This is a genomic window from Pseudomonas sp. TAE6080 (assembly GCF_018732265.1).
GTDB classification, from domain to species: domain Bacteria; phylum Pseudomonadota; class Gammaproteobacteria; order Pseudomonadales; family Pseudomonadaceae; genus Aquipseudomonas; species Aquipseudomonas brenneri.
Window position 1 is genome coordinate 164,634 of the sequence record NZ_JAHIDY010000004.1, and the last position, 24,715, is coordinate 189,348.

At 64.9% G+C, this 24,715-nt stretch carries 28 protein-coding genes; all 28 read right to left on the minus strand.

Features of this window, described 5'->3' with window-relative positions:
• Positions 1–90: 90 nt before the first annotated feature.
• Positions 91–840, minus strand: coding sequence for a TIGR03747 family integrating conjugative element membrane protein (locus tag KL786_RS05430; RefSeq protein WP_009459676.1), 750 nt, complete (start codon positions 838–840; stop codon positions 91–93).
• Positions 837–3,026, minus strand: coding sequence for a type IV conjugative transfer system coupling protein TraD (gene traD, locus KL786_RS05435; RefSeq protein WP_009459677.1), 2,190 nt, complete (start codon positions 3,024–3,026; stop codon positions 837–839). Before traD ends, KL786_RS05430 begins: the two co-directional genes overlap by 4 nt.
• A 4-nt stretch (positions 3,027–3,030) precedes the next feature.
• Positions 3,031–3,570, minus strand: coding sequence for an integrating conjugative element protein (locus tag KL786_RS05440; protein WP_009459678.1), 540 nt, complete (start codon positions 3,568–3,570; stop codon positions 3,031–3,033).
• Positions 3,567–4,172 (minus strand): transglycosylase SLT domain-containing protein, encoded by a 606-nt coding sequence (locus tag KL786_RS05445; protein ID WP_009459679.1) that lies wholly within the window; start codon positions 4,170–4,172, stop codon positions 3,567–3,569. The genes KL786_RS05440 and KL786_RS05445 overlap by 4 nt, the downstream gene beginning before the upstream one ends.
• Positions 4,154–4,879 (minus strand): TIGR03759 family integrating conjugative element protein, encoded by a 726-nt coding sequence (locus KL786_RS05450; protein WP_009459680.1) that lies wholly within the window; start codon positions 4,877–4,879, stop codon positions 4,154–4,156. The genes KL786_RS05445 and KL786_RS05450 overlap by 19 nt, the downstream gene beginning before the upstream one ends.
• Positions 4,880–4,893: 14 nt before the next feature.
• Complete coding sequence (locus tag KL786_RS05455; RefSeq protein WP_009459681.1) at positions 4,894–5,535, minus strand: hypothetical protein; 642 nt, start codon at positions 5,533–5,535, stop codon at positions 4,894–4,896.
• Positions 5,532–6,131 (minus strand): PFGI-1 class ICE element type IV pilus protein PilL2, encoded by a 600-nt coding sequence (gene pilL2 / locus KL786_RS05460; RefSeq protein WP_009459682.1) that lies wholly within the window; start codon positions 6,129–6,131, stop codon positions 5,532–5,534. Before pilL2 ends, KL786_RS05455 begins: the two co-directional genes overlap by 4 nt.
• Before the next feature lie 147 nt (positions 6,132–6,278).
• Positions 6,279–6,485 (minus strand): hypothetical protein, encoded by a 207-nt coding sequence (locus tag KL786_RS05465; protein ID WP_009459683.1) that lies wholly within the window; start codon positions 6,483–6,485, stop codon positions 6,279–6,281.
• A gap of 115 nt (positions 6,486–6,600) precedes the next feature.
• Positions 6,601–8,880, minus strand: coding sequence for a helicase-related protein (locus tag KL786_RS05470; RefSeq protein ID WP_019726337.1), 2,280 nt, complete (start codon positions 8,878–8,880; stop codon positions 6,601–6,603).
• Positions 8,881–9,015: 135 nt separating this feature from the next.
• Positions 9,016–9,321 (minus strand): hypothetical protein, encoded by a 306-nt coding sequence (locus KL786_RS05475; RefSeq protein WP_009459685.1) that lies wholly within the window; start codon positions 9,319–9,321, stop codon positions 9,016–9,018.
• Between the two features lie 90 nt (positions 9,322–9,411).
• Positions 9,412–9,732: a hypothetical protein gene (locus KL786_RS05480; RefSeq protein ID WP_009459687.1), complete on the minus strand. Its 321-nt coding sequence runs from the start codon at positions 9,730–9,732 to the stop codon at positions 9,412–9,414.
• A 51-nt stretch (positions 9,733–9,783) separates the two neighbouring features.
• Positions 9,784–10,932, minus strand: coding sequence for a DUF6094 domain-containing protein (locus KL786_RS05485; protein WP_219805742.1), 1,149 nt, complete (start codon positions 10,930–10,932; stop codon positions 9,784–9,786).
• A 25-nt stretch (positions 10,933–10,957) separates the two neighbouring features.
• Positions 10,958–11,605: a hypothetical protein gene (locus KL786_RS05490; RefSeq protein WP_019726336.1), complete on the minus strand. Its 648-nt coding sequence runs from the start codon at positions 11,603–11,605 to the stop codon at positions 10,958–10,960.
• Positions 11,606–11,681: 76 nt separating this feature from the next.
• Positions 11,682–11,942 (minus strand): hypothetical protein, encoded by a 261-nt coding sequence (locus KL786_RS05495; protein ID WP_009459691.1) that lies wholly within the window; start codon positions 11,940–11,942, stop codon positions 11,682–11,684.
• 16 nt (positions 11,943–11,958) lie between these two features.
• Complete coding sequence (locus tag KL786_RS05500; RefSeq protein ID WP_009459693.1) at positions 11,959–12,366, minus strand: hypothetical protein; 408 nt, start codon at positions 12,364–12,366, stop codon at positions 11,959–11,961.
• Between the two features lie 102 nt (positions 12,367–12,468).
• The gene (locus KL786_RS05505) at positions 12,469–12,792 is read right to left on the minus strand and encodes a hypothetical protein (protein ID WP_009459695.1); all 324 of its coding nucleotides are present in this window, start codon (positions 12,790–12,792) and stop codon (positions 12,469–12,471) included.
• A gap of 94 nt (positions 12,793–12,886) precedes the next feature.
• Positions 12,887–13,576: a DUF3275 family protein gene (locus KL786_RS05510; RefSeq protein WP_009459697.1), complete on the minus strand. Its 690-nt coding sequence runs from the start codon at positions 13,574–13,576 to the stop codon at positions 12,887–12,889.
• A 57-nt stretch (positions 13,577–13,633) separates the two neighbouring features.
• Positions 13,634–14,551 carry a DUF3577 domain-containing protein gene (locus KL786_RS05515; RefSeq protein ID WP_009459698.1) on the minus strand — a complete coding sequence of 306 codons (918 nt, stop codon included), beginning with the start codon at positions 14,549–14,551 and terminating at the stop codon, positions 13,634–13,636.
• Between the two features lie 368 nt (positions 14,552–14,919).
• Positions 14,920–15,273 (minus strand): DUF3085 domain-containing protein, encoded by a 354-nt coding sequence (locus KL786_RS05520; RefSeq protein ID WP_009459699.1) that lies wholly within the window; start codon positions 15,271–15,273, stop codon positions 14,920–14,922.
• Between the two features lie 124 nt (positions 15,274–15,397).
• The gene (locus KL786_RS05525) at positions 15,398–16,210 is read right to left on the minus strand and encodes a GTPase (RefSeq protein WP_215516978.1); all 813 of its coding nucleotides are present in this window, start codon (positions 16,208–16,210) and stop codon (positions 15,398–15,400) included.
• A gap of 288 nt (positions 16,211–16,498) precedes the next feature.
• On the minus strand, positions 16,499–16,777 hold the full coding sequence (locus tag KL786_RS05530) for a hypothetical protein (protein ID WP_009459701.1): 279 nt from the start codon (positions 16,775–16,777) through the stop codon (positions 16,499–16,501).
• Positions 16,778–16,874: 97 nt separating this feature from the next.
• Positions 16,875–17,612 carry a DUF5983 family protein gene (locus KL786_RS05535; RefSeq protein ID WP_009459707.1) on the minus strand — a complete coding sequence of 246 codons (738 nt, stop codon included), beginning with the start codon at positions 17,610–17,612 and terminating at the stop codon, positions 16,875–16,877.
• A gap of 80 nt (positions 17,613–17,692) precedes the next feature.
• Positions 17,693–18,379, minus strand: a complete 687-nt coding sequence (locus tag KL786_RS05540) for a hypothetical protein (RefSeq protein ID WP_009459708.1) — start codon at positions 18,377–18,379, stop codon at positions 17,693–17,695.
• Positions 18,380–18,552: 173 nt separating this feature from the next.
• Positions 18,553–18,945, minus strand: a complete 393-nt coding sequence (locus tag KL786_RS05545) for a hypothetical protein (RefSeq protein WP_009459709.1) — start codon at positions 18,943–18,945, stop codon at positions 18,553–18,555.
• A 21-nt stretch (positions 18,946–18,966) separates the two neighbouring features.
• A complete protein-coding gene (locus KL786_RS05550) occupies positions 18,967–19,179 on the minus strand; it encodes a hypothetical protein (protein ID WP_003290186.1) in 213 nt (70 codons plus the stop codon).
• 331 nt (positions 19,180–19,510) lie between these two features.
• Positions 19,511–20,068 (minus strand): hypothetical protein, encoded by a 558-nt coding sequence (locus tag KL786_RS05555; RefSeq protein ID WP_009459715.1) that lies wholly within the window; start codon positions 20,066–20,068, stop codon positions 19,511–19,513.
• Between the two features lie 242 nt (positions 20,069–20,310).
• Positions 20,311–21,918 carry a DNA cytosine methyltransferase gene (locus tag KL786_RS05560; protein WP_009459716.1) on the minus strand — a complete coding sequence of 536 codons (1,608 nt, stop codon included), beginning with the start codon at positions 21,916–21,918 and terminating at the stop codon, positions 20,311–20,313.
• Between the two features lie 519 nt (positions 21,919–22,437).
• On the minus strand, positions 22,438–24,450 hold the full coding sequence (locus KL786_RS05565; protein WP_009459717.1) for a DNA topoisomerase III: 2,013 nt from the start codon (positions 24,448–24,450) through the stop codon (positions 22,438–22,440).
• Positions 24,451–24,715: the final 265 nt, after the last annotated feature.

Below are 24,715 nucleotides of genomic sequence, written 5' to 3' on the forward strand. Positions count from 1 at the left end.
TCCTGTGTGATCAGCAATGGCTAGATCGTGGAGATCGGGGCTGTTTCAGGCCGCAAACAATAGGAACCTGCAGATGACCGGATTGATCTGCTAGAGGTACTTCTTGAAGCTGCCCGCAGTCAGGCTCACGGCCAGTCCCAGCAAGGCGGCGCTCGGCAACAGGATCAGCAATGGATGCACCGAGATCGGCAGCGCCAGGTACGTGATCCACGGCAGCACGGCCAGCGGCATGAGGCTGGCTTTTGCACGGTGGTAGATGAACCCGGATTCGCGGCCCGCGCCGAACCTGCGCACGTCGCGTCGCACCAGACCGTCAATCAGACCGACGAAGGCGGCCGTGAAGATCAGTGGCAGCGTGAGCACCAGGACCAGCAGGCGCACTAGGAAGGTCAGCGTCGTGAAGGCTGCGGCGATGAGGTAGCTCTCGGCCCAGACATAGACTTGGCTGATGTAGTAGCGGAAGTTGCGCGCCTGCTCGTGGCTGGGCGCGCGGACGCGCTCGGCGGTCTGGCTCATGCGCGCCAGCAGCCCCGAGCGAACGAACACCCATTCGTAGCCTGTATCCACCAACTCGTGCGCCGTGCGCCCTGGCTCCTGCACGACCACGCTGCGCGTGAAGTGGCTGGACAGGTGCCCAAGCTCGTACTGCAACATCTGCTGGGAATGGCGCCAGCCCTGATCCTTCCAGAACAGGTGCATGCCGACGCACTCCACCACGATCGAGAACAGCAGCGAGCCAATCAATACCCCGAGCAGGCGAAATGGCAAGGTGATGGTGCCGACGATCAGACCCTGGCGCTGGTTCTGCTCCCGCTGCGCGGTCGAGGCGGCGTCCTTCATGGCGCGGCCTCGTCGGTACTGTGGTCGGTGTCGGTGGCCACCGCAGCAGGCTCGGCTGGAGCAGCATCGTCCAGCAGGTCATCGGGCAAGGCCGCATCCTGCAAGGCAGGGGAGCTGGTGAAATCCCACCACTGCGTGGCCTCGCTGTAGCTCTGGCGCATGTATCCGGCCAGTTGCTGCAGATCCGCCGGCATCACTTCATCCGGGTCTGGTGTCGGCAGCGGCATGCGAACCTTCCAAAGCTGGCCGCCTTGCAGCAGCGCGAAGCACTGGCCTTTTGGCAGGCCGACTACGTGCGATGGCTCGATCATCGGCACGCTGGACATGCTGATGCGGTCCTGGGTGTTCGACGTGAAATCCGTCGCGCCACGGATGTCCGAGCTATCGGTCGCCCCGGAGACGATGGTGGTGGTATAGACCTCGACCTTCGGCAACTGCCGCGTCAGCAGTTCGGCGGTGGCCGTCTCGCGCACGCGCAGCATGAACAGGTTGTTGAAGTTGCCGATCACCTGGCCAGCTTTCGCGCGGTTGCCGATGCGGGCCTCGATATCCGAGAGGGTCTGTGTGTACGCCGTGACCTGTAGCCCGGCACCGCCGCCCTTGTTGATCAGGGGCACGAATTCGTCACCCATGAGTTCATTGAATTCGTCCGCATGGACATTGATCGGCACGCGCGTGCCAGCGGATGCGCCCGGCAGGCCATCGTCGATCCCGTGCTTGTAGATATGGCCCGCGACCGAAACCAGGTCGGAGAACATGGAGTTGCCGACCGCTGCGGCAACCTCGGCGTCGGACAGCGCGTCCAGTCCCACATAGACGATGGCGCGCTTCCTGATGACTTGCATCCAATCGAAGATCGGGCGCGGGTCGGTCAGGTCGGAGTAATTCGGGGCCAGGAGCTGGGCGATCTTGCCGCTGGTGAGCTTTTCCAGCAGCGGCAGCAACGATGCGACGATCTTGTCGAAGTAGGTCTTGTCGTACCGAACTGCCGAGCGCAAGCCGTCGAGCACCGGGTCGTAGTTGCGCGCCTGGGAAAGGTACTGCTCCAGCGCGACCACGCGCTTCTCGCGCCCGATCATGTTGCGCGGGATGTTCTTCTCGTTGAGCTTGGCCTCGATCTGGACGATCACCTCCCAGGCCTTGGGCTCGGTCTTGGCGAAGTAGTGCTGGGCGTACTCGATAAACAGTGCGTCGATGTTGATGACGTGCCGCTGGATCAGCATGTAGTCCGGGCGCTGCCCCAGTTCCACCAAAGCGCGGGCAATGATGTTGACGAAGCGCCACGCGAACTCCCGGAAGGCCGCGCTGTTGCCTTCACCGGAGAGTTGCCCTGCGATACGGGTGGCGACTTCCGAGATGCGACCGAAGCGTCCTACCGCGTTGTAGCGGGCGCTGATTTCCGGCCAACCGAGGTGGAAGATGTAGAACTCGCCTTCACGGCCTGCGCGCTGGGCTTCGACGTACATCCGCTTCAGGAGATCCGCGTCGCCCTTGGGATCGATAACGATCACGACCTCGTGCTCGCCGGCAGCGTTCTTGCGACGGATGTCCTGAGTCACAAACAGCTCGGCCAGCCGCGTCTTGCCCACGCGCGTCGTGCCCAGCACCAGCGAATGTCCGACGCGCTCACCCAGCGGCAGGCTGACGTCCACCTCGTCGGGTTCGATGCCATGCAGCCGCGGCAGGCCACCTACAGGTGGCAGCGGGCGCACAGGGTTGAACGGAACGTCCCAGCCCGTGAGAGCGGAGAGCCGGGACAGCGGGAACGGCGCAAACTCCAGCCGTTCCTCCAGCCGACGCGCCAGGCGATAGGCCGGTGTCGGCTCCGCGTAGCGGCGAAACTCCGGCCGGTATGTCTGCATGAGCCTATGGGTGTGCTTCTGCTCCCACAGGAATCCGCGCCCGATGAAAAGCCGCTGCTGGCTGACGGGCACATCCTTGCTCGTCATCACGTAACGCGGCAGGCGGCGGATGTTGCGCCTATAACGCAGGATGACGCGAGCGTCGCGGTAGCGGATCGCGCCGTAGGCGCCGAACGCCAGGGCGCTGCCGACGCCCATGGCCGGACTCAGCGCGAGCGACCACGGGGCCACCAGGGACAGAAACGCGGCGCCTGCACACGCTGCGACGGTGTATAGCTCCACCGCTGGGCGTAGCAGAACCTCGACCGGCTGTTTCCCCGACATGGCTTCATTGCTCGATGCCGGTGGCCGTGATCAGCGCCGGGTAATGCCGCAGGCCTAGGCGATCGGCCAGGTCGTCTCCGGCTACGGGCGCGAGCGGCACGCCCGGCACCAGGGCACGCAGCCCTGCCAGGCCCTGCGCGGTCTCGACATTGACCACTAGGCCGACCGCGCCGCGTTCGCGCAAAGCAACGCCGCGGCGCTGCAACCAGGCCCGGGAGGCGTCGTCGTCGCCGATGACCACGAACGGCCGCAGGCCGGGCGCTTCGATCACGCGCCGAGCGACGGTGCCAGGCGTGAGTTTGGTGCTGCGCACCGGCAGCATCGCTGCCTCGTCCGCGGGTGTGGCGGGAACCTGTGGCGTCGGAATGGGCGGCCGGGCCGGGACATCGGCGCGCGGCTGGAGGTTGAGGGCCTCGTAGTACGGCAGCGCCGACGTGCCACCGCGATCTTCGACCACGATCAGCGGATCGCCGGCACGCGATGCCAGCGGCAGACCCGCCAGCAGCACAAGCAGGCCCCGCAGGGCCAGATGGGATTTCGTCATGGGGAAGTCTCCTGGCGCGTGGCGAGCACCGCGGCGTTTGGGCGTGCGCCCTGCACACGCGCGAGATGGCGCGACACGCTGCGCCGGTAGCGGGCGGCGGGCTCGCCGCCCGCAGGACGGTGGTAGCGGCCGATCGCCAACAGCCAGTCTTCGCCGGACGTGTGCTGCTCCTTCAGGATCTCAGCGGCGATGGCGAGGTTGCGATAGGGGTCCAGCAGGTCGCACGCGCTGGTGAAGCGGTGCTTGTGGTAACCGAGGTTGATCTGGCCCAGGCCTGCATCGATGCGCGTGTGGGGCGTGGCGCGCATTGCCTGTTGCAAGCCCGAGCAGGCGTCGGCGCGCGTGGCGAAGCGGCGCGACTGGCCGGCGACATTGAGGGACCACGGCCACGGGACGATGCGCCCGTTGCGCCGAACACCGCTCTCCTGCAAGGCCACGGCGAAGAGCACGGTCGAGGGGATGCCCGCCCGCTGTGCGGCGAGTTGGTAGGCCGGTGGTGGAACCTCCTGGGCATGGACGGCGCAGGCGCACAGGCCGGTAGCAAGCACCAGTGCGCGCAGGAGCTGCGAGACGGAGGTGGCCGCTACGGCTGACGCTGCCATTGGCCGTTCACCTCGCGCACAGCCGCGGGCAAGTCACCGGGCAGGCCCAGCGACAGCCAGCGGCCGCCGTCGTGGTTGAGGGTAATGCTGCCGCTGCGCACGCGCGCCGGGTCGATCTGCGCGCGCTTGGCCCAGTCGCGGATGCGTGCATCGTCCTGGCGGCTGCCCACCATATACAGGTCGAACTCGGCACCCGAGGATTGCAGGCGCTGCACGAGCTGCCCACAGGCCGCGCAGCCGTCCTTGACGAACACCGCCATTCGGCCGCTGCCGCGCGCGGTGCCGGCGCCCGGCCCGTCGTCGGGCAGGTTCACGCGCTGCATGCCGGGGTTCAGGCGCTGCCAGGCTTCGTCGTAGGCGCGTTGGTAGGCGAGCAACTTCTCGACGCGGCGTGCTTCGATTTGCACCTGCAGCTCTGCATAGCGCCGCCGTTCTTCGTCGGTCCGTGCCTCGATGCCTAGGGCAGACAGCGGGTCCAGGTTGGGCGAGTAGATTCCCAGCGGCCCATCCATCAGCTCGCGGTAACGCACCCATTCCTGGGGTTGGAGGCCCCAGTTGCTTGCTACTCGGTCGTCCAGGACGCGGGCGGCCAGCGGGCGCTCCTGGCTCTGCGCATTGCGAGCGGGAGCCGTGGCTGACTGCTGCGCCCACGCGGGCCACTGGACTGAAGCCAGTAGGAGTGCGGAAAGGATGATCGACGGCTTCATGTGGTGTGCTCCGATCAGGGAATCGCCACGCGACGGGTCTGGTCGCCGGCTTGGAACACCGCGGCGCTGCCATCGATTGCCTGCAAGCGCCATGGGCCGACCGCATCACCGGGCAGCAGCACCTGAAGCTGGTCGGGCGTGAAGTCCCCACTGCTCGGCGCGACGGACACGCTGCGCTGGCCGGCGCGCAGTTCGGCGCCGACGATGCGGAACGGCAATGGCGGCGGTTCAGACTTGGCGGCGGGCTTGCTCGATGTGCGCGGCTGGACGGGGGCTGCTGCACGCGCGGCGGTCTGGCGCGTCTTGATCTGCTCGATCTCCGCGCGCAGCGCCTGAAGGTCGTCGGCGGCTGCGTAGCCGCTCAGTGTTTTCTCAACCTGGGAAGCGCGTGCTTCCAGGATTTGGCGGGTGTCTTTGAGGTCCGCCGCCGTTGCGACGGCCGGACGCTGCTGGATGGTCTCGATGGCCTCGGCCAGGGCCACCGCCTGCGCTTCGAGGCGTTGCAGACGGGAATCGAGCCGTTCCTGGTCGGCCTGGTCGCTCATCGCCTGGTAGCCGAGGGCCACGATGACGCTTAGACCGAGCAGCCAGAGCCAGAGCATGCTTTGCACCACCACGGCGGCGGTCGGGCGACGCGAAGATTGCGGAGCGTTCACGGCTGGCCTCCTGGAGTGGAAGGCATCAGCGGGAAGGTCTGCACCGCATCGGCGGCGGTCGGTTCGGGCATGGGTTCGGCGGCCACGCTGTCGCCGGGCCGCTCGAAGCAAATCTGTCGTGCGCGGTCATCCGCGTGCAGTTCCCAGGCCGGACCAGCCAGGGTGAGCAGCGCATCGCGCAAGGTCATGGGACCGAGATGCAGGTGCGCCGCCGGGAGCGGCAGCTCATACAGCTCGATCACGGCATGCGCCGTTTGGCACAGGCTGTAGCCGCTGCGCTTGAGCACATGCCGCAGCCCATCGCCGACCGTGGCGCGGGCATCCTCGGGCATCGACACGTCGATGGTCTGCAACAGCAGGTCGCGCTGCGCCGCTGTAGGGGCCAGTTCGACCAGCGTGTAGCGGGCGTAGCGCACGACCGGGATGTACTCGGGCGCTTCGGGTTCGGGCGCGGCCGAGACTTCCTCGATGGTGTCGGGCGCGACCGGCGCAGTCGTCGTCGCGCAGCCACCGGCCAGCACCGACCAAAGCAGGCCGAAAAATCCCGCCAGCAGGCGGCGTTCGGGATGGTGAAACCAGGGTGGAGAGGGGCACATAGCTCGGCGTCCTGAAACATCGAGCCCTCACCATCGCCGCTCGGGCTACGAGCGGCAGCAAACAATGCGAACCAGACAGCGCCCGATTTGCCGGCAGCGCCTTCACCAAAGAAAGGCCCCAAGTTGGGGCCTGTGAAAATGGGTCTCTTATTTCTCGTCGTCGATGCCCATGCGCTCACGCATTTCGGCGAGGAACGCCTCGGGGGCCATCAGACCATAGCGTGCCAGGCGCACAGGGATGTCCTCCGCATCGAGGTTCCCATCTTCGATGCGCTGCCGCAGGAAATCCGCAATCTCGGCTTCCAGCTTCCGTTGGGTGTCGATGGCTTCGGACGGTTGGGTGTTGGTATTCATGGAAATCTCCTTGGGATGAAAAAAGCGCAGCCACGTCCACGGAGAACGTGGGCGTGGCTGCAAGGTGGGAACAACAGAAATGCCGGCGGCGCTAGGCCGGCTTGTGGCGTGGGAATCAGGCGGCGACCAGTTGCCGGGCCAGTGCGACCTCGACGGAATCACCATCCTGGTTCAGGACATCCAGCCCCGATTCGGGTACATCGCCCGAGGTGGACTGCGAGACCATGATCTTCTTGGCCATCAGTTCGAGGCATGTCATCTGCGAGGAACCGGCGTAGCCGAGATAGATCACGCGCACGGGGTGCTTCTGCCCGATGCGCCAGGAGCGGCGGGCCGCCTGCTGGAGCGAGTACACGTTGTAGCCCGACTGCATGAACACGATTGTCGGGAAATCCAACAGGTCCAATCCCGTCTTGACCAACTCGGGGTTGGTGATGAGCACGTCGATGCCACGATCCAGTTGCTCGGCAATCCAGTCCTCGCGGCGGCTTGCATCCACGCTCGCGCGCAGCACCGCCACCTTGAAACCTTCCTGCTCCAGCAGTACCTTCAGGCGCGACGTGGTGTCGCGCGTGCCGGTATAGACCGTGTAGGCGAGGACCTTGCGGCCCTGCGCCTTCTCCTGTTTGCAGATATCGATCAGCTCACGCTCCTTGGGGCTGATCTCGAACTCGTTGAACTGAGCCGGGACGAACGCCAAGGTGTTGCGCGTGCGCGGATGCACCACGGTTTCCGACCGGAAGCAGCAATCCGGCCAGGCCAGCAGCACGTTGAGGACCACACCCAGCAGAGTCGTATCGCGTCGCGCCAGAGCCTGTTTCAGCTCCGCGGTCAGCCGGCCCGCCAGATCGCGGTAGGCCGCGGCTTGCGCCGTGTCCATCGCGACTTCGCGGAACTCTTCGTCATACGGCGGCAGGACGTTGCCGCCGATGTCCTTGAGCTTGAGGAAGATCGTGAACGGCAGGATGCAGCGCAAGACGCCCTTGGGGCCGAAGCCCGGGGCTTTGACCGTGCGCACCGATACCTTGGTGCCCTTGGCCGTCTTGTGCGCCGTGCCGGCGCTCTCGGAGTAGATGTCCTTCAAGACCCCGTGATCGCGCATGAACGCCATCGCGGCCGAGGTCATGCTGCCGCTCGTGGTCGGGCGGTAGCCGTCTTCGATCATCCGCCCGGGAAGGGCTCGGAACAGCAGGTAGAACAGGTCGTCCCCGTAGCCGCCCATCAACGTGCCGGTCAGCAGCAAGGTTTTGCGAGCCTTCGCCGCCAGCACGCCCATGGCTTGGCCCTGGGCACTGCCGCCGTTCTTGTACTCGTGTGCCTCGTCGGCGATGAGCAGGTCGAACGTGCCTTGCGGCAGGTATCTCTTGATGAACTCGGACGGCTGATAGCCGCCCTCGCCAAACCCGAACTCCATGTTGGCCATCGCGCGTTCCATGCGCGTGGCCTGACGGTCGGAGAACACCAGTTCGCCGTTGCCGTCCATGAGGTTGATGAACTCATGGATGTTGTCGCCGAGCATCGAGGCCAGGAAGCCGTCGCCGAACTTCTGCATCAGCTTCTGCGCGGTGACTTCCCCGATGGTCGGGATGCGCTTCAAGGCTTTGAGGACGGCCGAGGACTGATCGCTGCCGGACAGGCTTCTCGGGCGGATCAGCGTCCACAGGGGGGCGGCGCAGTGGCTGCACTTCCTGCGGGATTCCTCGGCTTCGAGTTCGACCGGGTTGACCGGCTCGCCGTCGAGATCGGTGATGACCGTGCCGCAGTCCGGGCACGCTGCCACGTTGCCGTGGCGGGTACGCCGCTGAGTGAAGACAGGCTTCCAGTGGAACCCCATCCGCATCCTGACGCGCCCCAGGACAAAGAACTCCTGGCCCGTGGGCTGCACGCCCAACTGCTCGCGTAGCTTGATGAGCTTGACCAAGGTATCGGGGCCGTTGAGCACCCACACCTTGGCGCCTGCTACCGTCTCCTGGATCTCGCGCCGCCACTTGTAAACAAGGTGCGGCGGCGAAAGAACCAAGGTGCGGCGGTAGCCTTCGGCGTTGAGCACGGCGGCCGTGGCGATGCCGACGGTCGTCTTGCCGCAGCCCATTTCGCCATTGACGATCGCGGCATGTTCGCCACGGTCAATCAGCAGCTCGGCGGCGGCATGGACGACTTCGGCCTGGGCCTGGAACAGCTTGCGCTTGAGGCTGGCGACGATGAGCTGGCGATGTGCCTGCGGTTGGCCGGTATAGACCGGCGGATTAGCGCTGTTGAGGGCGTCGAGCAGTTCGTCGCCGAACTCGCCGACGAAATCCTGAAGGCTCAGGGTCAGAGGGGAAGATTCCGCATCGAGCAGTTCGCCCTGTACGGGCGCGGCTTCAGCGGCATTGGTTTCGAGATCGAGGGACATGGTGATGCTCCAAAGAAAATGGGGCATGCACCACCCCCAGTGGGGCAGTGGCATGCCCCGTGGTGGGAAGTAAATCGGCGCGTGGCCGAAGGTGGTTGAAGGTGCTGGCCTGGATGGCCAGCGGGTGAACCGTGCTCAGTCCTCGGACGGCAGAACGATGACGGTGGCGCGGCGCTCCGCGTCGGTAACGATGCGAATGGCCAGCCCCGGGTGGATCACGTAGTGCGATGCCAGCGAAGCACCTGATTGAAGCGCGGTGCTGTTGGCCTGCCATTGCTGGACGTTGACGTCGCCCCAGTCACCACGGGTGTGGCGCCTGAAGTACGGGATCGGGTCGAGGCGACCCGAGCGGACCAGGCGGTCAATGCCTTTGCTGAAGATAAGCGCCCCGATGGGGAACGCCAGCCTCTGGCAGTAGGTTTCGATGCGATGTGATGCCATGGGCTCCTCCTTGAAAGGTTATTGAGCCACGACACCCCTGGCGGAGTGAAGTGGCTCCGTCAGGTGGATGAGAATGACGATGTGGGGCCGTCAAATCAGATCTTGCTCCTCGGATAGCTGGACCACCGTGGTTTCATGGTCCTCGCTGGTCTTGACGATCAGTGCCAGGTCCGGCGTGATCCTGAACTGCGAGATCATTAGGTTGTCCTGTTGGATTGCGACGTTGTTGGCTTGGCGGGTGGCCTCGTCGATCTCGCCCCAGTCACCGCGCACGTGGCGCTGGACATAGGCCAAGGGGTCGATCAGGCCTTTGCGTGCCAACCAATGCACCTTCTCGCTCAACTTCAGCGTACCCGGTGCGAACAACGGTTGCTTCTGCGGCGCGGGCCGCTTGAACGGGTTTGCGAACATGGTGTTTCTCCTTCGATGTGGGAATAGCAGGACGGCAGCGCGTCCGGTGAGTCAGCGGATGGTCAACACCTCGCCCCGTGTCGCGGAGCCAGGCGTCATGTCCCACGCGCGGATGACGGGCACAAACTTGTCGGTGAGGATGCGGGTCTCGGCGATCGAGCCGTCTTCGCGTTCGGTGAATTCACGCTGGAGCGTCTTGTCCTTGTGGGTGTCACCTTTGACGACGAGCACGCGCCCGGTCTTGGAGCGCACAACCCCCGAGATCGCGCCCGCGGCCAGAGCCAGGGCGAGATGCCAGTGGGACAAAGCCCGCGCCGGTGGACGCAGCGACTGCTGCGCGGCCCCCAGGTGCGTGTCCAGCGACGGCCAGAGGCCTTGCAGCCTGCCAACCTCGTCGGCGAACTGCTCGGGCTCCATCGTCACGCGGAAGAAATGCTCCGGCTCGGCCGGACTGGCGGGGACGATGTACGGCAGGAACGGCCAATCGCTCGGCAGCTCCTCGGCTTCGACTTCGCCAAGCCCAACCTGCAGCAGCAGATTGCGCACGGCCTTGACGCCATCGGGAGCCTGTTCACGCTGTCGCACCCTTCGGCCGAAGATCACCACCTGCTTGAATTGCGTTTCCACCGCTCGGTAGATGCGCAGGTCCGTGTAGTGGCGTGTCAGCCAACCGACCAACTCCGCGTCGAGCACGTAGCCGGGGACGATGAAGACCAGCACGCCGCCGTACTGCAACAGCGACAGCGAACGCTGATAGAACAGCTTTTCGAGGCGGGCACGGCCCTGGCCTTGGTAGCCGATGTTGCCGTTGACGTCCTTGGACAGGTCGCCATACGGCGGGTTGAGCCAGAGCAACCCGAAGGATTGCTTGGAGACCATCGTGTCCATCAGGTCCGCGTGCAGGCAGTGATCGACCAGGCCGCGGGCATGACGTGCCCGCTCCGGGTCGAACTCGACGGCGAACGCCTTGGCCTGCTCGCGCCCGAGGGCATGGGCGGCTTCGGCGATCGCCACGCCTTCGCCGGCGCAGGGATCGAGGATGCACATCGGCCCGTCGCTGGGCATCAGTGCGTTGAGGGCTCTTTCGAGCGTGGGTTCGTCGGTCGGGTAGTAACCGTTCTTGGCGAAATTGCGGGCAAGCCGCGGGAACATGAGGGCCATGGAAGTCTCCTGGTTGGCGGGGAGGAATGGCGGAAGCACGCCAAGGCGTGCCTCCGCAGGTGGGTCAAGCCGCTACCGCTTCCGGCGTCCAAATCTTGGCCGGATACGGATAGGCGGTGAGTACGTCACTTCGGATCAGGGAACCCAGCGCCAGGGTCAGCGCCGGCACGTCGATGGCGAGCCGATGGCCTTCCAACGGCCCGAGGGCGAACGGAAGGCGGGCCAGCATCTCGCGGGTTTGCAGCAGTTCCAGCACGGTCTCGCGCCAGTGGTCGAGCAGCGGCAACGGGCAGGTGTCCCGCACCAGCATCCACAGGCGGTCAAGCCGGTGGGAGCTGTCGCGTGGCAGCAATGCCAGCGCGCTGGCGTTGGCCTTGTCGGGCTTCACGCAACGCCGGTCGAACAGCCACACGTTGGACAGCGAACCGAACAGCGTTCGCCGGTAGGCGCGGGTCATGCGCTTTTCCAGGCGATCGACGTTGCCGACGAACACCGGGACGCTGCCGCCCTGGTCGGTGATGACGTGGAACTGGTCCAGTCCTTGCTCGTCGCGCCCGAGGGTCAGGCGAGCGAGGAACTGCTGGACGGCGGTGTCGCGCGCCCAGATGGACAGGAAGATCAGGTTGCCCTGGTCATCGCCGACGCAGGCGTCGGCCATCACGTCCGGGCATTCGTCGATGCGGTACAGCGTGGAAGAAGTGTTTGCGGGCATGGTGGTGTCCTCGGATGAACGGGAACAGCACCGCCCGCCGGGGCAAGTACTGCCCCAGGGGGTGGAAGAAAATCGCTCAGTCCGGCTCGAACTGCCGGGTGTGCGGGTTGAAGTGAAGCGCCTCGTCCACCGCGGTGATCGGCGTGAAGCCGTCCAGGTAGATGTTGTTGAGGTACTGGTCGCGGTAGGTCAGCGCCTGCCGCGCCTGTTCCTCGGTAAGGCCGTTGCTGATGAAGTACTCCTGCATTTCCTCGTCGGAAGACACTTCGTCGTTGGACAAACTGCCTTCAACGAGTTTCAACAGTGAGGCGGGGAGCGCAGCCAGGATCGGGTCCATGTCGGTTCCTCCTGACTCAGGCCAACAGCGCCGCGGCGGGTGCCGTGGATGCCGTGGGGGTGCGCCGCCGCGCGTGGTAGGCGCGAACGCCTGCACGCCAGTCGGCGGACTGCTCCGGCGTCATGTCGAGGTAGCTCAACGGGCACGAGTAGTAGTACGGGTGCATGGACTCGTCCAAGGGCTTGTAGCCCCATTGGCTGCCGCTGCGCTCCAGAAGATCGCAGCGGATGTAGCGCAGGGACTGGCCCGGTGCGAGATCACGATGCACGCCTTCGGCCCTGGCCGTCACTTCCGCGACGGACCAGAGGACGTTGCCGCGCAGCGTGTGGGCGATGACCTTCACGCTGGCGCGCTCGGTCTCCTGCGGTGCGATCAGTTCCGCGATCAGTTCAGACCGCGATTGGGGAGAGAAATACCAGCCCATGAGAGGCCTCCTGAAGAATGTAGAGCCAGAGGCCTCCCCGTGGGGAAGAACCCCCAGCGGGTGATGGAATGCCGCGTGTGCGGCGATGGAATGCAGTGCGGGCTAGGAACCGCAACCGGCCGGGCAGCAACCCAGCGTGATCCCATGCGAACAGCAGCCGTTTTCAGCGAGCCAGTCCTGGGTTTCCTGCCGTTCGGCGGGTGTTGCGTAGTCCCATTCCTGGGTCGCGATTTCCAGCGCATGAACGCGCTGGCTTTCCGGCAATCGACTGGCTTGCGCGTCGATCTCCGAGCTGAAAAGCGTGACCCAGTGATCCCAGGACAGGCCGCAACCACGTTGGGCATGCTCGGCGGCCGTCTTGCAAACGGCGCGCCACGCGGTTTCGTCCAGCGCGGAACGGGGTGTATCGCAAGTGATGATGGACATGATGGAGACCTCCAGAAGAAAGCCGAGGCCACCCCCGCATGGGGAAGGAACCCCGGCGGGTGGATGAAGAACACCGCGGATGCGGTGTCTGCAATCACGCAGGTTGCAGTTCGGCCTGGCGGCTCCACTCCTGCGTCTTGAAGTCCAGCGCGTAGCCCAGTTCGCCCAGGCGGGCGATCTGCGCGCGCAGGGTGCGGCGGTCGATGGTCGAATCCAGCTTCACAGACTCGCCCAGCGGCCACAACAGGCCGAACAGCGCGGCGTCGCCATCCTCGGTGCTGCCGGGGGCAGCAGCCGCAGCAGGCGGCGCGTCCACGCCGAAGGGCGTGGTATCGACCAGCGGGTCCGCGGACGTCTGCACGGGTGCAGGTTTGGCGGACCTGGATGCCTTGGCGGGCTTGGCCGGCGTTGTCGCAGGCTGTGTCCCTTGCTCTTCATCGAGCGGATCGACTTCCTGCGGAGCAAAGCTATGTGCTTCGGCCTTGCTCAGCTTGTCGATGCCGAAAAGTGTCATACCGTCCAGGTTGGCGCGCATCTCGAAACGCATGCTGCCGTCGCTGATCGGATAGCCTTTGAGGAAGATGTAGCGAAGAACGAATTCCCCTTGGTACTTGCCCTCGGGGTATTGCTCCAACTCCGCGTCTTTAATCGTGAACTTGCCGAGTTGGCATTCGAGCTTGCCAACGTTGAACTTTCCGTTGCGGCCGTGAATGGTGCGCAGCGCGAGCTGGCCCGGGACGATGATGGGCGTGGCCGATTTCTCGGGTGCCGATGTGACTGCCATGATGCTTCTCCTTGAGGAATAGGAAAAAGGCAAGGCCCCGTGAGGGGCCATGCCGGATCAGAACGAAGCAGCCAATGCCGGCTCCTGCTCTTCGACTTCACCTGCGGGCTCGCGCTCGGCGGACTCGATAGGCTGGTCGGCAGCGGTGTCGGCGGCATCCTCGGCTTCGGGCGCGGGTGCGTCCTCGGCCTGCGGCGCCTCGGCTTGCGCCTGGCTCGTCGGATAGACCTGGGTGCCGTCGATCTTGATCAGACCGATGTGGATCAGCGTCGATTCCAGGCTCGCTCCCGGCTCCCCGGCGCGCTCACCCTTGGTGCGGATGTACGGATCGATCTTCATGTCGTTCAACTTGAAGGCGATCAGCACCTTGCGGTCCCCTTCGATGGCCTGCACGCACCGGCGAACCAGGTGCTCGGCTTCAGGGGTGGCGACGATGGTGTCGAAGTACCGATAGTCCGGTTCACCGACAGGCCCGGCCAGAGCCGCGACGCAGCACGACAGGAACGGATCGCCATCCTTGGGGGTGACGTCCTTCGGACGGCTGAGGTAGCCGATGCCGCGGGTGATCAGCTCGTGCTGCTTGATGGAAGCCAGTTCGGCCCGGTCAAGCGGCTCGGCCTTGAGCAGTCGCGCCTTGAGGGACGCGGCGGCTTCACCCTTGCGCTCGCCCTTGTCGCGGATGTACGCATCGCCCCACAGGTCGCCGAGGCGGAAGCGCACCAGCGGGCGCTGCTTGGGATCGTCAACGCCGATGTAGCGCTGGACGAGGTTCTTGGCCTCGGCACCCGAGACCTTGACGTCGAAGTAGCGGTAGCTGGGGTCCCTGGCGGGGCCGACCAGCGCGGCAACGGTGCATGCCAGGAAAGGCTGCGCACGGCGGCCGCCCCGGACAGGCACTTCACGGACACGCTGGATGTAGCCGATGCCCGAGGTGTGGAGGTCGAAATACGATTTCTCGTTGGACGTGGTGTTCATGGTGAATCTCCATAGGGAAGAAGCGGAGACACACCAGCCCCACGCATGCGGGGAAAGGTGCGTAACCCCGCGGTGGGTCGATAAGGCGAAAGCATCCGCCACCAGAGACTGGTGGCCGCTCGCGGATGGATGCGGTGCGAGCTGGCTCGGTCACGCAGTGGGAACTGCGACGCAACCTCGAAGACCGATGGTTGCCTGGCATGTCGCTGACAACGTCAGCAGGCATGGGGTCAGCATGGCCGGGCCTCGCGCGCGCGACAGCAATCAATCGGCATCCGGGCGCTTCCCATTTTTTCCAGGCTGCCCAGTTCCGCCCAAAAGAAAGCCCCCGAAATGGGGGCTTCAAGGGGTATGCGGACATTTTTGGACTACGCCGATTCCACCGCCGCCAGTGACAGATACGTAGCGGTGGCGGACAGCTCCAGATCATCTGAGCTTTGCAGAATGCGAGTGAAAACGCTGTCTTTCGGGTCGAAGAACTCGCCGAAATCGTCGCCGCCAAGCTCGGCGCGTGCCAGTTCCCACCAGTCATCGAACGGGTCGGTATCCGGGTTGCAGCCGACGGCATAGGCCAGCAGCTTCACGCGGCCATCGGGGCGGCGCTCTCCGCGCTCGGCGAGGAAGTACACGCCCTGGTCCTTGGCCAGGGCGACGCGGCATTGGTTGGCGATGGCCTCGGCAAGCACGGGGCGCAGGTCGGAGCCTCTGAATCGCAGTGACATGGTTGAAATCTCCTGTATGGATGAAGAAAAAAGCCCTCCACCGAAACGGATGGAAGGCTTGTGGGGCAGTCGCCGGTAGGCTGTGGACTGATCAGTCGTGCCGCTAGGCTTCCTGTCTGGCGCGTCAGGCTGGAACCGCCTGACGTTGACGAGAGGCTTTGGCGTCGATCACGCTCACGCCGATCAGGCGCCAGCGCCCGTCGTCGATGAGCCGCTCCAGCACTTCACCGAGCATGTCGAAATACACCTCGTCGTGCCTATCGATCAACTCACCGTCGCGGTGCAGCTCCACCACGTAGGTGTCGCCGCCACGGTCGTAGAGGATCGTCACCTGACCCTCGAACTTGGTGGTTGAGACCGTGAAGCTGATCGCCGGCGGGGTCTCGATGATCTTGGAGGGCTTGGGATCGACCCAGGCGAAGTCGCGGGCACCTGCATCGACCAGCATGTGGGTGATGCACCGGAACCCGTCGGGCGCGGGCATCTCCTCCAACTGCTCGATGAGTTGGCCCAGCTCCATGCACTGCGGCTCGGGAATTGGCAGCTTGGCGGGTGCTTTGCCAAGGATATGCCTCGTGATGGTGTAAGGCGTGCCATCCGAAGTCTTCTCGGTGACGACTTCCGGGGTGTCCGCGCGCAGCCCGTCGAAACGTCGCCGGGCGTAGGGTTGGACATGGACCTTGGCGCCCTCGCTGGGAACGGTGGTCACCAGGTTGGGATCGAGCACGGCGAACTCGGAAGGCTTGAGCTTGACGACGATGGCATCGTCGGTCGCGGAGACCACCTTGCCGTTGAAGGGCTGAGGGTCGATGGCGAAGCCCAACGTCGAGGACTGCGGCTGATCATCGAATACGCGGTATTTGAACGTACGCACGTTGCGAGGCATATGGCCCGCGACAAGCGAAGGCATCATGGATTTGATGAGGGAACGGTCCATGGGAATCTCCTTGAGGAAGAACAAGGGATTCCCCGCCCGCAAGGGAGAGGTCCCTTGTGGGTGGCGTGAACGGACGGGGTACGTCCATAGGAAGAAACGACCAGCACGGTTTCCCGCACTTGCAGCCTTGAAGGTCTCGGCTGCCAGGGCATGTGTCGGCAACGCCGACGAACATGGAGCAAGGATGGCTCTGGAATGGGCGGCCTGCCCGCAAGAAATCGCACAGCGTCGCACCCGCTTTCCTGCGCTGCGGACAAGAAAAAGCCCCTCGAAAGGGGCTTGGTTGGGTCAGGCTTCGTACACGAAGTAGTGCTCGCGCTGACGTGGGAAGAAGACATGCTTCCATGTATCGCCGCTGGTGTTGCCACCGTCGAAGACGACCATTTCGTAGTCGTCAATGTCGGTGTCCACCAGGTCGGCGCTGGCGATATGGCGCATGTGCAGCGTGCCGCTCATGCGCTCGAATACCAGGATCTGGCCGATGGCGTCGTCCTGGCCCATGGCATTGACGCAGGCGCCGAGCTGGTGCTCGAAGTCTGGCGTGCGCGAGATGAGGTCGGGGAACATGAGGTTGCTCCTATGAAAATGGATCAGCCCGGTTCCGGGAGGGAGACGGGCCGGTATGGGGGAGAACAAAGAGGAAGGATGTTGCGTCGAGCGGCTGCTAGGATTCGGCCAACGGCAGGCCCAACAGCACGGGTGCGTCGGCGTCGAGAATCAGGATGCGCACATCGGCCTGGCCAGCCAGTTCAATGACGTTCGCCAGGTCATCCGGCATACCCTTGCTTCGGTGCTCCTGGCGAAGCTGCTCCGCACTGATGCCCTCGGCGTGGTCCAGGTTCTTGTCCGTCCAGGGGGTGGAGATCAGCTTGATGCCGATCGCCGGGCTGTACGGAACCCGGAACGCGATGAACAGGAAGGCCTCCGGCGTGGCGAGGTCTGCCAGGTTGGCGAGGTATTGGCTGGTTTCCTCGCTTATGTGCGCGCTGCTGATTTCCCAGCACCGGCTGTAATAGCCGGTCTCGAAACTCAGGCGCTGTACGACCTCCCGCGCTGCCTCTGCCGAATAGGCGTCGCCGACGTGGATGGGGCGGCCGTCGAAGTCATCGCCATGGATGGCATAGACCACGGCGCCGATTACGCCTTCGCCGCTGACACCTTCTCCGGCATCGCATTCGGCCAGTACCTCGGCACTCACGGGTTCGGGACCATTCCTGACTACGGCGAAATCGCTGGTGACGATGCACGAGGATGAAATCATTTCCTCGTCGGAAAGGTGCTTTTGGCTCGGGTGGATGATTCGCCAGACATGCGGGCTTCCATCCTCGTAGCTGATGCACAGCGTGCGGACGATTTTCAGATTCCAGTATCCGCGGAGAAAGGGATTGGGTTTCAGGGACATGGGAACTCTCCAGATTTGAATAATGGAGCCAATCCCCGCCACCGGGAATTGGACCCGGTGGGTTGAAAGTGGAAAATGCGTCAGTCGGCGCTGATCGTTGACGTCTGAGCCAGCCGTTCGGCGATGCGATGGCGCACATTTAGGCGAAATTGCTCATCGGTGATGCCGGCAAGCAGGTTGGCGGCCTCCAGCGCGATCAACGCTGAGGCCTCTTCGATGTCGGCGGCCAGGATGGTGTTGCGCAGTTGATCGCCGAGTTGAAGCGCCTGCGAGGACGTTCTGAAGACCTGGACCTCGCGGCTCAGGTAGCAGCCGTTGCCGCCGAACTCGAATAGCCTTGGCTTGCTGCAATACCAGCAGCCCTCAAACTGTATGGCGGTCAGGTTATGGCCATCATCGAAGCGGGTAGCGATCAGAAGCAGGGCTTCCAGGTCCGCGCTGTCCTCGAAGTGGTGGTGCTCTATCAGGTTCTCCAGCTCCCCGTCCTGGTCAGCACCGAAGTGCGCGGCCAGCCGTTCAAGCAGAGGCGGAATCGACAACTCTTCGTCGTCGGGCATGGGGATTCCGAGTTGTGTGGCCAGGTTTTCCAGACCGTCCAGCACATCTGTCCAGCGTGGATCATTGGTCTCGGCGATCTGGGCGATGTAGGCCTGCCCATTGCCGGGATGGTTTTCGTCGAGCGCGAAGGCATCGAACAGTGCCTTGATGACGGGAGTAACGCGGTCGAGCACGAGAACGCCCGTGCCTTCGTAGTAGTTGTTTGCCATGCTGGCTCCTTTCGAGAAGAGCGGAGCCAGCCCCTGCGGACGATGGCATCCGCAGGGAATAGCCCAGGGCCGTTGGCGCCGGGCGATGGGGAAGAAAAATTGAGGGACATGGCCTTATGAGCGCATGTCCCTCACGGGAGGATCGAGAAGACAGTGGCGTGCCGGAGACCGACTCACCAACCGCTGTAGTTCACCAGCAGGTCGGCGATGACCTTGCGGCGTTCCAGATCGAGACCGTCGAAGTCCGACAGCCCGTGGAAGTGGCAGCGCTTGAGCATGGCACCGCCCTCGCGCGCGTTGTAGAAGCTGACCATGGCGGACAGGAACATGCGTTCGCCGCTGCTCAGGACGCCGAGGGCATCGTTGAGCCGCAGCATGTCGGGACGCAAATCCCACTTGGTGTTGGCCCGGTTCAGGCCTTCACGGGTGCCGTCGCCGAACCACTCGGGACCAGCAATCTCGACACCGCGCTTCCAGGCCTCGAAGAAGGCTTGGGGCGCGGCAGCGAAATGCTGCTCTTCCCGCATGATCTGATCGACGACTTCCCGCGGCAGTAGCTGGTTCATGATGTGATTTCTCCAGTTGGATCAGGGAATGGCGAGCTGGGACCAGCCGCCTCTTTCGAGGGCGCGTTGAGCCGCGGCATAGCTGCGGAAGTACTCGCGGGATTCCCGCGAAACGGGACCTTCGGTATCGCGCGTGCCGATGTAGTGGCCGGCGGCGCTTTGCAAGACTTCGAGCGGCAGGAACTTGCCGCAGTAGGTCAGGGCCAACTGGCCGAAAGAGGCTTGCTGGGACATGGACGGGCTCCTTGGAAAAGCGGGGCCTTGTCCCTCACGGGATGGCAGCTCCCGCACGCGGTTGATAAAAAGCATCAGCGTCACGGGGACGCTCATCCGCAGAATTGATGCGATGCGGACTGGTGGGTGACGCGGGAGAGACCCGCGGCAGCCTGGAACCCTGGCTGCTGGCATGTGCTGACGAATCAGCGAACATGCGGGCAGCTTCTTGCGAGGGCCGTGCTGCGTCAGTTGGAAAACCGCATCCGGCACAGCCCCGATTGATGGGCTCAGAGAAAAGAAAAGCCCCGCGTCGAGTGCGGGGCTGTCAGGAGGGTGCGGTGGTGCTGGGTCAGTCGGGCTTGTCGCCCAGGACATGCTGCTTCCACAGGTCGAATGCCTGCTCGGGCGGCAGCTCGGCGAGGATGACGATGGGCTGGGCCTGCCGGGCGCGCAGCGAAGCGAAGTACGACTTGCGGTCGGCGATGGCCTTGAGCTTGATGCCCTTGATGAACAGCAGTTTGCGGTCCTTGATGAACAGCACCTTGTTGCCGATGTCGCGGTTGAACGCGGCTCGCACCTTGCGTTCCGCGTGCATGGCATCGGCCAGCTCATCGACCAGGAAGTCGAGCGTCATGGCGATGTAATGAGGGTCTTCACCCTCGTGGCCCAGGTCGAGCGGCGCAGGCGGCAGGCCCTTGGCGAAGGCTTCGGCCTGCGCCAGCAGCGCCGCCTTGCCGTTGAGTGCGTGGAGGAACGTCGAGCCGCCGTGGCCGTCGTTGCGGGCCTCGGCGATGGGAATGCCGTCGAACACGATGGTCGCGGTGAAGCACAGCGTTTCCTCGCTGGCGAAGTCGGCCACCTTGAGGTTCTTCAGCGTGATGCGGTCTTGCTTGGTGATGGTTTCCATGGGAGATCCTGAAATCGACCGGGTGGCGACATGCCCCTAACGGGACGTGGCGACCATCCCGTGGGTTGGAGAAAGGAGGCATCGATGCCCCGGTGGGCAGCGTTCGCCGGTGAGATGCCGAAGCGAACTGGTGGGTGGCGTGGGCGGAACCCACGGCAGCCTTGACACCCTGGCTGCGGGCTGCTGCCGATACATCGGCAATGCAGGGAGAGAATGGCGCGGCCGGCAGGCTGCGTCGTCGATCAATCCGAATCGGTCAAGTCCGTCTTGTGCAGGCACTGCACCAGCCGGTTGCCCAGCCAAGCCATGCACGGGACGGCCATGGAGTTGCCAATCGCCTTGTAGCGCGGAGCGTCTGCGGCAGGCTTGCCGCGATACGGGATCAGCGTGTAGTCGTCGGGCATGCCCTGCAGCCGCTCGCACTCCATGGGCATCAGCCGCCGCACCCGCCATTGCGACCAGTCCGCTGCACCGGATTCATTCCAGTCGTAGCGGAAATGTGCCTCGAAGTCGGGGGCCAGGACATGGGGCTTGTCTGCGCCGCCGCCGCTGGTACGCAACGCCGCTGCAACGCTTCCGCCCAGTTCGGCGGCAAGACCCTGCGTCCGTCCCCGCAGGGCAACGCAGGCCACCATCGGCACACCGTAGCCCGGCTTGCCGTTGGACAGGACGGTGCAAGACACCTGTCCATGCCCCGACTCGAAGCGCACTTCGCCGCGGTTGTTCTGCGCGAAGGCGATGGCGGGTACGACGCCTGCGTTCGCATGGCTGTTGCGATGCCCGCCGGCACGCAGCGTCGGCGTCAGGTCGATCGTGGCGTCCGCGCCGCTGCCCTGGGCGGTGAAGGCGATGATCGGCACGCCCTTTCCCGTACCGTCCTCGCTGCTGCCCTTGCCGTTGTTGGCGGTGTCGAGGGTGTGGGCGATGCTGCCGGCGATGGACTGCACCATGAACGTCTCGGTGCGGATGTCGTGCTTGGGACCCGCGGCCATCAGGCATGCCGCAACATCGACGGGGCCGATGCCGCCGCTGAATCCGAACGTCGTCGTGACCTTGCCGTAGGGCTGGTTCAGTCCAGCGAATCCTGCGTATCCGCCTGCTGCAGCAGCACCCGATCCAGCAGCGCGGGCAGCTTCTTGCCACGGCGCGCGGCCCGCAGAAGAATCCCCGCGCAGGCCTGTGCGCTCAAAAAGTACTTCGGAGGGATCGAGGTCATCACCACCACATGCCACAAGAAACACGCGCTTGCGGCGTTGGGCGACACCGAAATATTGAGCGTCGAGCACGCGCCAGGCGATGCGGCGGCGGGGTCCAGACACACAACCAGCGTGCGCCCATTTTTCCCCTGGCGGCTGGAGCGCACGGCTTTCTCCGGCCAGTGCTCCCAGGAAATGCCCGAAGGCATTGCTGCGGTCGTTGAGGACGCCGGGGACGTTTTCCCAGACGAGCGTTGCCGGCGGGCGGCGGTCTTGGTGGCGGGTTTGGTCGATGGCATTTGCAAGCTCCACATAGGCAAGGGTCAAGGCGCCGCGCGGGTCGTTCAGCCCCTGGCGCGCGCCGGCAACGCTGAACGACTGGCACGGCGTGCCGCCGACCAGGATGTCGGGCGCCGGCACGATGCCGGCGCGCACCTGACGGGCGATCGCGGTCATGTCGCCCAGGTTGGGCACATGGGGGTAACGGTGGGCGAGCACGGCGCTCGGGAACGGCTCGATCTCGGCGAACCACGCGGCTTTGAGGCCGAGGGGTTGCCATGCGAGGCTCACGGCCTCGATGCCGCTGCACACGCTGCCGTACAGCAGTGGCGCGGCCTGGGGCGCACCGCGAAGGGTGCAAGGTTGCGGGTTCATGTCGGGTCTCCTGTTCGTGTGGCCCGGGGCGGGCCGGGACGTTGATAGGCAGGAGAAAGGCGCCGAAGGCCCTGCGGCCTTCGGCTCGGGAGGACAGAACCACCCGTGGGCTGGTGCAGGCCCGGTCGTCGCTAGAACCGTCTGCTCATCAGCAATCACACCCGGCGCATGTCGTGGTTCGCGCCGGCATCGTCTGGCGCACATCCGCGCACAAAGGGAGCCCGTTTTTGCGCCGGCGGGCACCGGCACCGAATACCGCTGACCACGAAGGGTCTCCGGGTGGCTCGCGCAGCTTGGCAAGCCACCGGGGGACCCTTCGCAGAGGCGGGAGAAATGCAGATCAGCAGAACGCGCAGGAGGCGGTTCGCGGAGAAGCTACCTTCAGGTCCCGCGGCCGGGGACGGCCAGGCGGGACGCGCACACGGACAAGAAGGCGTTGCGCGCTGGGCGTCCCGCAGGGCGTGCGGAACACAGGCCGCGCCGCCGATGGCGGGCACGGCTCACGGGGAACGGGGTCGGTCAGGAGCCTTTGCGGCCGCTGCGGCGCGGGCGCGAGGCACCACGCCTGGACGTGCCGGATTCGACCGGCAGCGTGCCTTTGCAGTCGGGGTAGCGACTGCACGACCAGAATGGGCCGCTCTTGCCGGTGCGCTGGCGCGTCGGTGCGCCGCACTGTGGGCAAGGCGGTCCGTGGGGAACCTTGATGGACAGGGACGTGCTGCCGTACTGCGCGATCAACTGTGAGATCCATGCAGCCTGCTTGCCGATGAATACGTCCAGCGTGAGCTGTCCAGCTTCGATCATGTCCAGCGCCTGTTCCCAGACGGCGGTTGTCCCTGGGTCGGCAATCGCTGTGGGCACCGCGTCGATCAGGGTGAAGGCCGCATCCGAGGCACGGATGGCGCGGCCCTTCTTCACGAGGTAGCCCCGCGTCAGCAGGCCACTGATGATGTTGGCCCGCGTCGCTTCGGTGCCGATGCCGACCGTATCCTTGAGCTTCTGTTTCAGGCGCGGGTCCGAGACCAGTTTGGCGACGCCCTTCATGGACTTGACCAACTCGCCCTGCGTATAGGGTCGAGGGGGCAGCGTCTTGAGCGCCTTCAGATCGACGTCGGCCACCTGACATGCCAGGCCCTCGCGCAGCGCGGGCAGTACCTGGCTGCGCGCCGCAGGGTCGCCATCCTCCTCGGATTGCGGTTCGGCCAGCACCAGGTGCCAACCCTTGACGACGACCTGCTTGCCGGTGGCCGCCAGCGTCTGCTGGCCGCAGGAGAGGTTCGCCACAGTGCGGTCGAACTCGTGGTGAGGAAGGAATTGCGCCAGGTAATGCGCCCGGATCAGCCGATACACTGCCAGTTCTTTCTCACTCATGGTCGAGAGGTTCGCCGGTTCGAGCGTCGGGATGATGCCGTGGTGAGCAGACACCTTCGCGTCGTTCCAGGCGCGTGAGCGTTGAGTGCGGTCGAGCTGGTCCATGATCGGTCGCAGCAAGGGATCGGTCTTGACCAGGCTGTCGAGGACCGTTGGCACCTCGGCGAACATGCTTTCGGGCAGGTAGCCCGAATCGGAGCGCGGGTACGTCGTGGCCTTGTGCGTCTCGTATAGGGCCTGAGCAATGTCTAAGGTCTCCTGCACATCGAGCCCAAGCTGCCTGGAACACACCTCCTGCAAGGTCCCCAGGTCGAACGGCAGCGGCGGGCCTTCCCGCACGCGCTCGGTTTCGACCGCCACCACCTGGGCGCTGTCCGCGGCGCGGATCTGCTGCGCGGCGTGCTGCGCGATGGGCTGCTGCAGGCAGCGGCCGGCGTCGTCGGTGCATGTGTTCGGGGGAACCCACTGCGCGGTGAAAGCCTGGCCACCAGCGGACAGGGACACGTCGATGGCCCAGTACGGCACGGACACGAAGGCGGCGATCTCGCGGTCGCGGTCCACGACCAGTTTGAGCGTGGGGGTCTGGACGCGGCCGACCGACAGCACGCCGTCGTAGCCAGCCTGTCGTCCCAGCACCGTGAACAAGCGGCTGAGGTTCATGCCGACGAGCCAGTCCGCCCGAGAGCGTGCCAGCGCCGAGTAGTACATCGGCAACGTCTCGGCCGATGGCCGGAGCTTGCCGAGTGCCGCGCGGATGGAAGCATCGTTGAGCGCCGACAACCACAGCCGTTCGATGGGGCCGCGGTAGCCGCACAGGTCGATGATCTCGCGGGCGATCAACTCGCCCTCGCGGTCGGCATCTGTGGCGATGACAAGCTGGGTCGCCTTAGCCAGAAGCGCCTTGACGACCTTGAACTGCGTGGCGGTCTTCGGTTTGACCTCGACCCGCCAGTGCTGAGGAATGATGGGCAACTGCTCGATGGACCAGCGCTTCAACTGCTCGTCGTAGGCTTCGGGCGCTGCGGCTTCTACGAGATGGCCGATGCACCAGGTGACGGTGACGCCGGAACCGTTGAGGCAGCCTTCAGCGCGCTGCGTGGCACCGAGAATCCGGCCAATGTCTTTGCCCTGGGAGGGCTTCTCGCACAAGAACAGCCGCATGTCCGTCCATCCCGATTCCCGTTGTTCATGGAGTTGCTGGAATCGAGGATGCCGAGCGCCACCTGGGGCAGCAGCAAACAAGCCGCATGCGGCGGTGACCGCTTTCACGGGATGGAATGGCTTGTGCGGGGGTGGCGCGTGGCCGCAGGTGTGCGGACCGGGAGCCGCGATATGAGGGAGCGCGTGAAAGTCGGTGGACGTTGGTGGAGCTATCCCCTGGGGATAGCTCGCGAGCGCATGGAGGGCGGCGAAGACGTGCGACCGC